The organism is Gallibacterium melopsittaci (assembly GCF_042433085.1).
GTDB classification, from domain to species: Bacteria; Pseudomonadota; Gammaproteobacteria; order Enterobacterales; family Pasteurellaceae; genus Gallibacterium; species Gallibacterium melopsittaci.
Map to the genome: position 1 here is coordinate 11,588 of NZ_JBHLWA010000001.1, position 12,524 is coordinate 24,111.

The 12,524-nt window shown below is 36.0% G+C and carries 12 protein-coding genes; 10 read left to right on the forward strand and 2 right to left on the reverse strand.

All coding sequences use genetic code 11. From position 1 onward, the window contains the following. From ACFFHT_RS00060 to ACFFHT_RS00105, 10 genes are read left to right on the forward strand one after another with little or no spacing between them, the layout of a single operon-like run. Nucleotides 1-1,407, forward strand: coding sequence for an oligosaccharide flippase family protein (locus ACFFHT_RS00060; RefSeq protein WP_382372289.1), 1,407 nt, complete (start codon nucleotides 1-3; stop codon nucleotides 1,405-1,407). Continuing rightward, nucleotides 1,404-2,402 (forward strand): polysaccharide pyruvyl transferase family protein, encoded by a 999-nt coding sequence (locus ACFFHT_RS00065; RefSeq protein WP_382372291.1) that lies wholly within the window; start codon nucleotides 1,404-1,406, stop codon nucleotides 2,400-2,402. The genes ACFFHT_RS00060 and ACFFHT_RS00065 overlap by 4 nt, the downstream gene beginning before the upstream one ends. After that, nucleotides 2,399-3,307 carry a glycosyltransferase family 2 protein gene (locus ACFFHT_RS00070; protein WP_382372293.1) on the forward strand — a complete coding sequence of 303 codons (909 nt, stop codon included), beginning with the start codon at nucleotides 2,399-2,401 and terminating at the stop codon, nucleotides 3,305-3,307. Before ACFFHT_RS00065 ends, ACFFHT_RS00070 begins: the two co-directional genes overlap by 4 nt. 13 nt (nucleotides 3,308-3,320) lie before the next feature. After that, complete coding sequence (locus tag ACFFHT_RS00075; protein WP_382372295.1) at nucleotides 3,321-4,580, forward strand: hypothetical protein; 1,260 nt, start codon at nucleotides 3,321-3,323, stop codon at nucleotides 4,578-4,580. Continuing rightward, nucleotides 4,567-5,700 (forward strand): glycosyltransferase, encoded by a 1,134-nt coding sequence (locus ACFFHT_RS00080; protein ID WP_382372297.1) that lies wholly within the window; start codon nucleotides 4,567-4,569, stop codon nucleotides 5,698-5,700. The genes ACFFHT_RS00075 and ACFFHT_RS00080 overlap by 14 nt, the downstream gene beginning before the upstream one ends. Before the next feature lie 18 nt (nucleotides 5,701-5,718). Next, nucleotides 5,719-6,528: a glycosyltransferase family 2 protein gene (locus tag ACFFHT_RS00085; RefSeq protein WP_382372299.1), complete on the forward strand. Its 810-nt coding sequence runs from the start codon at nucleotides 5,719-5,721 to the stop codon at nucleotides 6,526-6,528. A 9-nt stretch (nucleotides 6,529-6,537) separates the two neighbouring features. After that, entirely contained in the window at nucleotides 6,538-7,686 is a 1,149-nt protein-coding gene (locus ACFFHT_RS00090; RefSeq protein ID WP_382372301.1) for a GDSL-type esterase/lipase family protein, read from the forward strand. 55 nt (nucleotides 7,687-7,741) lie between these two features. Next, on the forward strand, nucleotides 7,742-8,485 hold the full coding sequence (ubiG, locus tag ACFFHT_RS00095) for a bifunctional 2-polyprenyl-6-hydroxyphenol methylase/3-demethylubiquinol 3-O-methyltransferase UbiG (protein ID WP_382372303.1): 744 nt from the start codon (nucleotides 7,742-7,744) through the stop codon (nucleotides 8,483-8,485). An 11-nt stretch (nucleotides 8,486-8,496) separates the two neighbouring features. Continuing rightward, nucleotides 8,497-8,778 (forward strand): YcgL domain-containing protein, encoded by a 282-nt coding sequence (locus tag ACFFHT_RS00100; RefSeq protein WP_382372305.1) that lies wholly within the window; start codon nucleotides 8,497-8,499, stop codon nucleotides 8,776-8,778. A gap of 9 nt (nucleotides 8,779-8,787) precedes the next feature. Further along, complete coding sequence (locus tag ACFFHT_RS00105; protein WP_382372306.1) at nucleotides 8,788-9,861, forward strand: lytic murein transglycosylase; 1,074 nt, start codon at nucleotides 8,788-8,790, stop codon at nucleotides 9,859-9,861. 55 nt (nucleotides 9,862-9,916) lie between these two features. Here the strand turns inward: ACFFHT_RS00105 and rimO are convergent, their stop codons facing one another. Both rimO and ACFFHT_RS00115 read right to left on the reverse strand, forming a co-directional pair. Continuing rightward, the gene (gene rimO / locus ACFFHT_RS00110; protein WP_382372308.1) at nucleotides 9,917-11,254 is read right to left on the reverse strand and encodes a 30S ribosomal protein S12 methylthiotransferase RimO; all 1,338 of its coding nucleotides are present in this window, start codon (nucleotides 11,252-11,254) and stop codon (nucleotides 9,917-9,919) included. A gap of 127 nt (nucleotides 11,255-11,381) precedes the next feature. Beyond that, nucleotides 11,382-12,518: a glycerate kinase gene (locus tag ACFFHT_RS00115; protein WP_382372310.1), complete on the reverse strand. Its 1,137-nt coding sequence runs from the start codon at nucleotides 12,516-12,518 to the stop codon at nucleotides 11,382-11,384. Nucleotides 12,519-12,524: the final 6 nt, after the last annotated feature.

Here is a 12,524-nt window from a genome sequence, read left to right on the forward strand (position 1 = left end):
ATGGGTAGTGCTATCGGCGATAAGCTGCTGAAAAATACGTTAATTTATAGTATTGGCAGCTTTGGATCAAAAATCCTTTCTTTTTTATTATTGCCTCTGTTTTCACTTTATTTATCAACAGTGGAAATGGGGCAATATGATTTAATTCTGACCTTTACGATGTTGGTTACGCCAGTAGTAACATTGCAATTATCAGATGCGATTTATCGTTGGTTAATTTCTGATGAGAAAACACCTGGCTCAGAAGCTAATGTGATTAGTACAGCTTTATTAATTTTTGCCTTTGCTAGTTTATTACTATTAGTAGTGGCAGCAACAATTAATTATTTTTATCCACAGCCTTATTTCGTAGAAACCTTAGTGTTATTACTTATTTCCTCTTTATTTTATATTTTGCAACAGGCATTGAGAGGACTAGGATTAACTAAACAATTTGCTTTATCCGGTATTTTATATTCGTTCTTACTATTATTATTTTCAGTAGCTGCTTTGTGGTGGTTTAGTGATAAATTATTTGCGGTATTAGCTGGAATGATTGTAGCCAATGGCATAGTCACATTGATTATTCTATTTCATTGGAAAATAAGCCGTTATCTTGCTTGGAAAAAGATCGATCGAAAGTTAATTAAACCAATGTTAGTTTATTCACTGCCCTTAGTGCCAAATGCCGTGAGTTGGTGGTTAATGACAATGGCGAATAAATATATTATTTTCCAACAAATTGATACAGCGGCTAATGGGATTTATGCTGTTTCTTCTCGTTTGCCAAGCATTTTAATGATTGTTTTTTCATTATTTTTATTAGCTTGGCAAGATGTCATTCTAAAAAATGATCAAGCAGATTATCGTGAAGTTACGGCAGCAACTTTTGCCCAGTTAGCAAAATTTATGTTTTCAATTGGCTTAATTTTTATCAGTATTAGTGAGCCATTGATCCATTATTTATTTGCTTCAACATTTTATTCTGCGTGGCAATATATGCCATTATTGGTATTAGCAACAGTATTTACTTCTTTTTGTGCATTTTTAGGAACAGCCTACCAACAGAAGAAAAATACATTAAAAATCCTTACGACGACTTTATTAGGTGCAGTGATCAATATTGCAATTAGTTTTAGCTTAATGGCTAAAATAGGATTGTTTGCTGCTGCATTAGGAACATTAGCGAGCTTTATGTTAGTGTTCTTTATTCGCCAACGCGATGTGAAATCTTTTTATCCAGTCCATCTTGCGTGGCAATCTTTTTGGTTTCCATTGGGATTAAGTTTTGCTTATTGTTATTTAGTGAACCTTAATCAATTTAGTATCAATTTAATTTTGCTTGTCGCTGCGATAGTTCTATTTTTTATTTTGAACTGGCAGTTAATCAGTAAAATTTTACATAAAGTAAAAGAGAGAGTTTTATGATCAACCCAAATAGACAACAATTATCTCGTTTAAGTGACATTATTTATGATCGTTTAGATCCCTTAATTGATAATGATTATGTTCTCTTAGATATTCCTGATCATCAGAATATTGGGGATCAAGCTATTTGGGCTGGAGAAATGGCCTATTTGGCACGTTTACCCTATAAATTAAAATATGCGGCACCTTACTATAATGTTGATCTGAAAAAAATTGGAAAAGATGACATTATTCTTTTTCATGGTGGTGGTAATTTTGGTGATGTGTGGGATGTATGTCAGAAATTGCGTGAACATGTGATTATGCATTGTCCAGAGAATAAAATTATCGTTTTTCCGCAAACTGTTTATTATCAATCACAACAAGCACTGGAGAAGAGCGCTGAAATTTTTAATGCTCACGGTAATGTGACAATTTGTGCAAGAGATCAAGTTTCTTATGGTTTGTTAAACAAATATTTTACTAAATGCCAAATTTTATTATTACCTGATATGGCATTCTGTTTGAATTTAGACTCCTTGATTGCGGAAGAAAAAACAGGCAAAACATTATTTGTGAAACGTACAGATAAAGAATTAAACACTGCTGCTGATTACCACGAAGTGGCAGAATTGGAAAATGTGACGATTTCAGATTGGCCAAGTTTTGAGAAAGAGTTTAAACAATTAATTAAATATAACCCAAATTTTGCCTTTTTCTCTTTGCGAGAGTTTTTATTTCGTGTAGCTAACCGTTTACCAGTGCTGATGCCACTTTATGTACAACCAATCGAGAAGATCGAAAATCGCCGTGATTTTTATATGGAGCTAGGCATCAATTTCTTAAATCGTTTTGATCAAATTTATACAACCCGCTTACATTGCTTCATTCTTGGTATTTTGTTAGGTAAAACAGTTTATATTTATGATAACTCCTATGGAAAAAATGCCTCGTTTTATCAAACGTGGTTACAGGATTTTAATCAATGTCATTTATTGAATGAGTCAACAAAATGAAAAGCGATATATTAGTTTCAGTGATTATTCCTTGCTATAACGGTGAGCAATATATTGAAGAAGCAGTTCAATCCATTTTACAGCAGAGTTATCATCACTTAGAAGTATTGGTCGTCAATGATGGATCAACCGATAGTTCTGCCGAAATTTTACAACGTTTGGCACAAGAAGATTTACGTGTTCGTTATATTGAAAATGAGCAAAATCTTGGCTTAATTGCAACCTTAAATAAAGCAATTCAATTAGCTCAAGGTAAATATATTGCTCGTATGGATGCCGATGATATTGCTTTGCCTGATCGGATTGAGAAACAGGTGGCATTTTTAGCTCAACATTCAGATGTTGCAGTGCTAGGTGGAGCAGTCGAAACTTTTGGTGAAGGAGTAGAAAATAAAATATTATCTTTACCAGCAGAAGATATGCAGATTAAAGCCTATCTTTTTTTAGCTTCAGCATTTCATCATCCGACAGTGATGTTTAATCTTGATGCCGTTGATAAAGCGGAATTAGTCTATCAACAACAATATTATCGAGCAGAAGATTATGGTCTTTGGGTCACATTGCTCACTAAAGGATACAAATTTGCTAATTTGTCAGAGGTTATTTTGCGTTATCGTATTTTGCCAAATAGTGAAACACGCTTGTTAGCAAAAAATTTAGCACAAAAAAATGAAGTATTGCGTAATATTCACCAATACTTGTTTACGCATCTAAATCTATCATTAACAGATGAACAAATTACGCAATATTCATTAGCCATTAACCGAGCTAATATTCAGTCATTGCAGCTAGGACAACTTTGTGCCATTTATCGCCAAGTTAGTAGCAAGGTGATTTACCCTGTGAAAAAATTGCTACTAAGCCGTTGGTTTAAATTATTGGCGTTAAAATTATTGAAGCGTTAACTCTCAGATAAGTATGAAAAAATTTGTCTTTTATTGGCTGTTTTTTACGTGGTTATTTAATATTAAATATAACTTCATTCCATTACATCCAGCTTTTACGTTGGGGATTATTGGTGTCTGTCTGTTAGTGCGTGATTACTGGCGACAACAACGTCTGGCTTTGCAATTCTTACCGTTAGGGTTGATTGTCATTCCCTTTGCTTTATCATTATTTCCTGCCAAGTTATTCAATCCAGCAGGATTTGAAATAGCTTATCTGATTCAAAATGGGCTTACGCCAATTATTTATCTTTTTGCGACCTACTTTTTCTATCGCTTTGCCGAGCATATTTATCCAAAAGTGGATTATCAATGTTTAACTGCAATTTGGATTAATACTGTGGTAGTGCAATCAATCCTTACGCTTGCTGTGAATATTTTGCCGTTTATGCAAGATATTTTGTTGTGGTTGATTCGATATAGTGAGGGACGAGGATTAATAGTTGCTTCTTTAGAACAAGGGAATCGTTTTATTGGTTTTGGGACACAGTTTTTTGGAGCAGGCATTATTTATGCGTTTACTATTATTCTATTGTCATTCCGTTTAGCCCAGCAACAGAATGGCATATTGTTTATCCGAGATTTAGTGATATTAGCAGTAATAAGTTTAGTTGGCTTATTGTTAGCGAGAACAGTATTAGTGGGTATTGCGATTGGCGGTATTATTTTTTGTTATCAGCGTTATTTTCGTGATTATTATCGAACCGCGTTATTCTGCTTTTTACTGTTACCGAGTGCATTATTGTTATTACTTATCTTTTTATATGCTGTATTAAATAACTTGTTAGGTGTGGATTTACTGCATTCAAAATTATTTTATTTTGCAGCAGAGATCTTTATCAATCTTTTTTCTGGTTCGGGGTTAGAAACAGAATCTACGGATATTTTGTTAGAGATGTATCAGGTTTTACCTACAACATTAAGGACGTGGTTAATCGGTGACGGGTTTTATTTGGCTCAGAATAGTATCGATGGGCTTTACTATATGGGTATTGATGTAGGGTATCTGCGTATTATCTTTGCCGTAGGGATTATTGGTTTATTGGTGAATTTAATGGTACATAGTTATTTGAGTGCCAAGATTATGCAATTACAACCACAACGAGCTTTACTTTATTTTGCGTTGCTCACACTCTATTTTATTTTGTTAATGAAAGGAATGGTGAGTTTTATTGCTTTACTTGGTTATTTTTATTTAGCTGAGTTAGCAGAGGTTAAATATGCAAACAGATAACAAAATTCATATTTTATATTTATGCGGTATTGCCGTACATGGTGGGGTAGGAAGCTATTTAAAAAGTGTAGCGCAACATTTCCCACAAGATCAGTATGTTTTACACATTACTTATTATTCGGCAGAACGTTTTGTTGAATTTGAACAAGCAATTTTAGCGCAGAATGCAAGTGTTGTTTTTCATCACTTGCCTGCTTTTTCGATCAAGAATTTGTTGACTGGAAAATTGTGGCGAGCAACGAAAGCCTTATACCAACAATATCATTTTGATTTGGTACATGCCCATAATCCTTATCTTTCCTTTATTCATTTCTATTGTGCAAAGCAGAATGGTATTGTAGGTCGCATTTTGCATTCACATAGTAGTCAACCATCGGGTAGCAAAATTAAAGCTCAGATTAATCGCCTGTTTTATCAACTTACCAAGTTATTTGTTACAGATCGGATTGCGTGTAGTCGAGTAGCAGGAGAGTTTTTATTTAGTAATCAACCTTATCAAATTATCTATAATGCGATTGATTGCAAACGTTTTGCATTTGATGCGGATAGTCGTAAGCAGTTGCGAAGCCAATTTCAACTAACAGAGGATACGATTGTACTCGGGCATGTAGGCAATTTTGAACCAGTCAAAAATCATCAGTTTTTACTCAATTTGATTGAGCAATTAGCAAAAACAACCACAAACTATAAACTTTTTTTAATTGGTGTTGGGGACAAACAAACCGAGTATGAACAGTGGGTATCGCAGCATCAACTCAATGATAAGGTTGTATTTTTAGGTTATCGCAAAGATGTTCCTCAATTATTGAATATGTTTGATATGTTCTTATTACCCTCTTTTTTTGAGGGATTTCCATTATCTACGCTAGAATCTCAATGTAATGGATTGCCTACTTTAGTTAGTAATAGTGTGACAGAAGAAGTCGCGATAACTGATCTTGTACAGTTTTATCCAATTGATCAAGGTGAGTCAATGTGGTCAGAGGCAATTCAACAAGCGACTTTATCCAATAAACGAGAAAGTTATGCAGCTGAGCTACAAACAAAAGGATTTAGTATTGATCAGCATATTCAACAATTAATTGATTGTTATCAACGTGTATTAGCACGAAAGTCATAAAGTTTGAAGGAATAAGTAATGAATTTTTCAGTATTGATGTCTTTGTATTATAAAGAAAAAGCAGAATATTTAACGCAATGTTTTCAAAGCCTGTTGGCACAAACAGTACCTGCAACTGAAATTGTTTTAGTGTTTGATGGGCCAATTCCACAATCTTTACAAGATTGTGTGAACGAATGGCAAACTCGCTTGCCACTAAAGATTGTGCCATTACCAGAAAATGTTGGATTAGGTAAGGCGTTAAATGCAGGATTAGCGGAATGTAGTTATGAATGGGTATTTCGGATGGATACAGATGATCTTTGTGTAGAAGATCGTTTTGCGAAACAAGTGGCATATATTGAAGCACATCCAGAAGTATCAATGGTTGGTGGGCAAATTGAAGAATTTGATACTGATAATCCAGAAGTAAAATCAATTCGCCGTGTACCGATCGAGGATAGCGAAATCAAAAAAATGGCACCAGTACGTTGTCCATTTAATCATATGGCATTGGCGTATAAAAAATCAGCCATCCAAGCTGTTGGCGGGTATCAACATCATCTATTCTTAGAAGACTACAATTTATGGTTACGTTTTTTAAGTGCAGGTTATATTACGCATAATTTACCCGATATTTTGATCAAAATGCGTGCAGGGCAAGGAATGTATAATCGTCGCCGTGGGGCACAATACTTTAAAAGTGAATGGAAGTTGGCAAAACTCAAGATCAAACTGGGTATGCAGAATCCAGTTAGTGCATTGGGAGTATTTATGGTGCGTGCAACGACGCGTATTCTACCAGGTAAGCTCTTGGGACAAGTGTATAAATTATTGCGTAAATTATAAGGAATGGCTATGAAACGAGTTGCTTTAATTCCTGTTCGTTCGACTGAACAAGCAGATATTCCTAATAAAAATGTATTGATGCTAGAAGGTAAATTGGTTGCAGGCTATACGATTGAAACCGTTTTACAAAGTGGGTGCTTTGATAAAATTGTGGTGTTAACTGATAAATTGGAATATCAAGATGCCTTAAGTCATTATGCGGTTGAGTTACAGTTATGTGAAACAGCTACCCTTATGACAGAAGATGCTTTGGTGACAGCTTGGCAAACCACAGAAGCATTAGCCGATGAATATCAAATCATTGCGATTTTTGCACCAGAAATGCCATTACGTTCAGTTGCTCAAATTCAACAAGCTGTTGAATTATTTGAGCAACAACAAGTTGATGAATTATATACCGTTAATCCTCAAGGTGTAAGAAATCCATCTATTTTACTCAAACGGTTATCTAGTCAAGTAGAACCTATAAAAACGTGCCATTATACCCTCAGTAAAGAAGCATCTTTATATATTGAAGATAGTTTTGAGTATGAGATTGTAAAAGCATTGTTGCAATTACGAGTGCGTTATCAAACCTCTTTACTGAATGTAAAACGCCGTATTGCTGAACGAAAACCAGATTTTCAACAAGTACGCGAAATAACCTTAGTGGGACATTCTTTATGGGATTATTGGCAAATTGAGCAATTAAATGATATTCCAGTCAATAATTTAGGGATTGGTGGCATTACCACTCAACAATATGTGGAATTAATTTTACAACCTCAAATGATCAAAGGATTGGGTAAATACACCCTAATTTTCTTGGGTATTAACGAGATGTGTCGTCCTGGCTGGCGAGCAGAAGATACCTTATATTGGCTTGATCAAACGATTCAACATTTGAAACAGATTAATCCAGCAACACAATTATATTTAATGGAAGTCAGTTATATGGCGTTTAAGCGAGAGTGTAGCAATGCAGAGATTGATCTATTTAATCATCAATTACGTCAACATTTTGCGGATAAAGGCGTGACGTTAATTGCTTCAAATAGTGTATTGCAGGATGGTTATCGTAAGCTCGATCTTGCATTTACTGATGATGGATTACATTTCAATCAAGTTGGTTATGGTCAGTTATCAAAATTATTGATACAAACACTTTTTGCCCAATAACGAGCAATTTTTTGAAGAATATAAATGTATGGGATTAAGCGAAAGGAGAAATAAGATGATAGCTAATCATAGTGAGGAATATAGCCAAAAAAATGTGGATCAGCAAGAACTGGCTAAATTTGAGAAAATGGCAGCGAGTTGGTGGGATTCAAATGGTGATTTCAAACCTATTCATCAGCTTAATCCATTACGTGTGAATTATATCTTGCAGCATGTGGGTGCATTAGCAGGAAAAAAAGTTTTAGATGTAGGCTGCGGTGGAGGCATTCTTGCAGAAAGTTTGGCAAAAACGGGGGCGATAGTAACGGGAATTGATATGAGTACTGAACCGTTAGCTGTGGCACGACAACATGCAGCAGAGCAAGAATTAATTATTAATTATCAACAAATTACTGTCGAAGATTTTTTGCAAAATCAGCAACAACAGCAAGCAGAAAAATTTGATGTTATTACCTGTATGGAAATGTTAGAGCATGTACCAGATCCGTTGTCCGTGATTCGTAGTTGTCAACAATTATTAAAGCCCAATGGCGTGTTGTTTATGTCAACTATTAATCGCACTTTAAAAGCGTGGGCTTTGGTCGTGCTTGGTGCGGAATATGTGTTGAAACTGTTACCACAAGGTACACACGATTATGAAAAATTTATTAAACCAGCAGAGTTACTTAATTATTGTGATCAAGTGGGATTAGTTTGCGAACAATTAAAGGGGTATCATTACAACCCACTTACAGGGCATTTCTGGTTAAATAATGATGTGAGTGCAAATTATTGGGGTGTATTTAAACAGATAAAATAGGCGAGAAAAAGATGTTATGTGCAATCTATAAAAGTCGTAAAAAAGAGGGAATGTATCTTTATATTGAAAAACGAGATAATTTTTCTGCCGTTCCAGAAGCATTATTAAACCTCTTTGGACAGCCACAATTTGTGATGTTATTTAATTTGTTAGGGCAGAAAAAATTAGCACAAGTGGATAATGAAACTGTATTGGAGCAGATTAAACAGCAAGGCTTTTATTTGCAAATGCCACCACCACCAGAAGATTTATTAGCAGGTTTTAAGCAAGAACAAGTAAAAAATAGGTTGTAAATTAATAAGATGTTTAAAAAAGTTATTCTTAGTGTTGCTGCATTAGTATTGGTTGGTTGTAGCAACTCAACCTCAAAAATGCCAACACAAGATATCAATTTTAGTTATCCTCAAGCTCGTATTCCTACCAATTTTAATCACTATGTTGATTATCTTCGCCAGCAAGCTGTGGCTCAAGGCGTAGATCCAACGGTAGTTTATTCGCAACAAAATATTCAATTTGTGGAACGTTCAATCGAATTAGATCAACAACAAGCAGGACGTAAGCGGAGCAGTACACCAGCAGCTCCAAATCCTAATGGAGTAACAAATTATCTCAATCGGGTATTAACTGATGCAAAAGTAGCACTAGCTATTCGTTATTTTGCTGAGCAACGCGTAGCAGTAGAAACTGCAAGCAGACGATTTGGGGTACAACCACAATATTTGGTTGCATTATGGGGAATGGAGAGCAGTTTTGGTCGTTATCAAGGCAATTTTGATGTACTTTCTGTCTTAGCAACATTAGCTTTTGAAGGACGGCGAGAATCTTTGTTTGCCAATGAGTTTATTAAAGCCTTAAGAATTATTGATCAAGGGCATATTGAACGTGAAAAGATGAAAGGATCTTGGGCAGGTGCAATGGGACAAACTCAATTTATGCCAAGTTCTTACTTAAGTTATGCGAAAGATGGTGATAATGATGGCATCGCAGATATTTGGCAAAATTACTATGATGCGTTTGCGTCAATTGCTAATTATTTGGCAACAGTAGGATGGAATAGCCAATTGCCATGGGGCGTGGAAGTACAACTTTCTGAGTGGATTGATCCAAACAGTGCTGGGACAGAAAATTATAAAGCTAAAACCATAAATGATTGGCAACGTTTGGGAATCGTATTACCACAAGATGCCTTTTCTCAACGTACTATTGGACAATTACAACAAACGAAGGTGTGGTTAGTATTGCCAAATGGTTTGGCTGGACGTGCTTTTTTAGTTTCACAAAACTTTAAAACAATTATGGACTGGAATAAATCCTATTATTTTGCTATCAGTATTGGCAAATTTGCTGATCGAATTGCGCAAGGTTCAGGGTTATAGTGTGAAAAATCCCTTTATATTGGTATAAAGGGATCCTTTACGTTAGAGAAAGGGCTTAAATCGTCGCCCACAGATCGTATTCATCTGCGTTATGAATGGTTGCCATCACAATATCGCCGACGTTAACCTGTTGTTCACTTAAATTATCAAGATAAACCACGCCATCAATTTCAGGTGCATCTGCCATTGAACGACCGATAATGCCTTCCTCATCAATTTCATCAATCATCACCGGTAACGTTTTACCAATTTTCTGTTGTAAACGTGCCGCAGAAATTTGTTGTTGTAATTGCATAAAGCGATGGAAGCGTTCTTCTTTCACCTCTTCAGGAACTTGATCTGCCATCTCTGTTGCTGGCGCACCTTCGACGGGACTAAATTTAAAACAGCCAACACGATCCAGTTGTGCTTCCTGAATAAAATCAAGCAACATTTGGAAATCTTCTTCCGTTTCCCCAGGGAAACCAACGATAAAGGTTGAACGTAAGGTTAGTTCAGGGCAAATTTCACGCCACTGTTTGATTCGCTCTAATGTACGATCAATCGCACCAGGGCGTTTCATGGCTTTTAGGATTTTTGGGCTAGCATGTTGGAGCGGAATATCTAAATATGGCAAGATTTTTCCCTGTGCCATTAATGGAATTAATTTATCCACATGTGGATATGGATAAACATAATGCAAACGAACCCATACCCCTAAGCTACCAAGTTGTTCACATAAAGTGAGCAAGTCATTTTTAATTGGCATTCCATTCCAGAAAACCGTTTTTGATTTTTGTTCTTTCTGATTTTTATCCAACGCATATGCAGAGGTATCTTGAGAAACGATTAATAACTCTTTTACCCCAGCATCGACTAAACGCTTTGCTTCGTCCAAAATGGTATTAATTGGGCGACTATCTAAATCACCACGCATTGATGGAATAATGCAGAATGTACAACGGTGATCGCAGCCTTCAGAAATTTTGACATAGGCATAATGTTTAGGCGTTAATTTAATTCCTTGTTTTGGTACCACATTGATATACGGATTATATTCAGGTTTTGGTGCATATTTATGGACATGATTCATCACTGCTTCATAACTGTGTGGACCAGTAATTTCTAATACTTTTGGGTGTACTTCACGGATTTGATTTTCTTTTGCGCCTAAACAACCCGTTACGATCACTTTGCCATTTTCTTCTAATGCTTCACCAATCGCTTCTAACGATTCTTGTACCGCACTATCAATAAAACCACAGGTGTTGACAATGACAAGATCTGCATTTTCATAAGTAGGGACAATGTTATAACCCTCTGCACGCAATTCAGTTAAAATACGTTCAGAGTCCACTAAATTTTTCGGACAACCAAGGCTTAAAAAGCCAATATTAGGTGTTGTAGTATTCATAGTTTTTATAGTTTGGATAATAGGATTAATCACTCAAAAAAGGCGTAGATTGTACAAAATTTAGGTGGGGAATGCTAGCATCGTATGTCAGATACTGCAGTATCTGACATACTGATAAACATTAGCGTTATGCTTGGGTGAGTTTGATTAAACGGGCGATATTTTGTGCCGTAGAGATTAAATTATCCTTTCCTAGTGCAAGTGTTTCTTCCAATGAGGCAAGGTTGCGGATAATTGGGAAAACCGCATCAATGCCTCCGTCATATACCACTTCATAATCAGAACGTAAGCAACCAGCAATGGCAATCACGGGTTTATTAAATTGTTTGGCGACTTTGGCAACGCCAATTGGTGTTTTACCGTGAATAGTTTGTCCATCAATTCTTCCTTCGCCAGTAATCACTAAATCTGCGTCCTTAATATAATGAGCTAATTGTGTTGCTGAAATAATGATTTCAACCCCCGCTTTTAATTGACAATGTGGCAATAATTGTAAGCCAGCCCCCATACCACCAGCGGCACCTGCCCCAGCAATATGATTAATCTCTTTGTGGTATTGTTGAGCGACAATTTTAGCAAAATGTGCTAGAGCAGTATCTAACTGTTGAACCATATTTGGAGTAGCACCTTTTTGTGGACCAAAGGTTGCTGAAGCACCAGTTTCGCCACATAAAGGGTTATCAACATCACACGCCACTTCAAATTGTACATTAGCTAAGTGTGGAACTAAGGTATCTAATTGAATTTGTTGTAAGTGTTGTAGTGCTGCACCACCAAAAGGTAGTTCATTTCCTTGAACATCAGTAAATTTAGCACCTAATGCTTGCAACATTCCTACGCCAGCGTCATTTGTTGCACTACCGCCAATACCAAGAATGATTTTGGTTACACCATAGTCTAAAGCAGCTTTAATTAATTCACCTGTACCATAACTGGTGGTAATGAGTGGATTACGCTGTTGTTCAGGTACAAGATGTAATCCTGAGGCAGCTGCCATTTCAATAATGGCTGTTTTTTGATCTGCTGAAAGTCCCCATTCTGCAATTACAGTATTACCAAGTGGTGCAGTAACTTGTGTTTTAATGACTGTTCCTTGCCACGCATCAATCAATGATTGTACTGTACCTTCACCGCCATCAGCCATCGGAATTTTGTAATATTCCGCATCTGGGAAAATACGCTTAAAACCTATCTCAATCGCTTGAGCTACTTGTAAAGCAGTTAGGCTTTCTTTAAAAGAATCTGGGGCGATAATAATTTTCATAAAAAC

Bases quoted from the DNA above. Each gene is read 5' to 3' on its own strand.
- ACFFHT_RS00070 (WP_382372293.1), top strand. From the start codon at position 2,399: ATGAAAAGCGATATATTAGTTTCAGTGATTATTCCTTGCTATAACGGT.
- ACFFHT_RS00065 (WP_382372291.1), top strand. From the start codon at position 1,404: ATGATCAACCCAAATAGACAACAATTATCTCGTTTAAGTGACATTATT.
- ACFFHT_RS00090 (WP_382372301.1), top strand. From the start codon at position 6,538: ATGAAACGAGTTGCTTTAATTCCTGTTCGTTCGACTGAACAAGCAGAT.
- ACFFHT_RS00115 (WP_382372310.1), bottom strand. From the start codon at position 12,518: ATGAAAATTATTATCGCCCCAGATTCTTTTAAAGAAAGCCTAACTGCT.
- ACFFHT_RS00105 (WP_382372306.1), top strand. From the start codon at position 8,788: ATGTTTAAAAAAGTTATTCTTAGTGTTGCTGCATTAGTATTGGTTGGT.
- ACFFHT_RS00080 (WP_382372297.1), top strand. From the start codon at position 4,567: ATGCAAACAGATAACAAAATTCATATTTTATATTTATGCGGTATTGCC.
- ubiG (WP_382372303.1), top strand. From the start codon at position 7,742: ATGATAGCTAATCATAGTGAGGAATATAGCCAAAAAAATGTGGATCAG.
- ACFFHT_RS00075 (WP_382372295.1), top strand. From the start codon at position 3,321: ATGAAAAAATTTGTCTTTTATTGGCTGTTTTTTACGTGGTTATTTAAT.
- ACFFHT_RS00060 (WP_382372289.1), top strand. From the start codon at position 1: ATGGGTAGTGCTATCGGCGATAAGCTGCTGAAAAATACGTTAATTTAT.
- ACFFHT_RS00085 (WP_382372299.1), top strand. From the start codon at position 5,719: ATGAATTTTTCAGTATTGATGTCTTTGTATTATAAAGAAAAAGCAGAA.
- ACFFHT_RS00100 (WP_382372305.1), top strand. From the start codon at position 8,497: ATGTTATGTGCAATCTATAAAAGTCGTAAAAAAGAGGGAATGTATCTT.
- rimO (WP_382372308.1), bottom strand. From the start codon at position 11,254: ATGAATACTACAACACCTAATATTGGCTTTTTAAGCCTTGGTTGTCCG.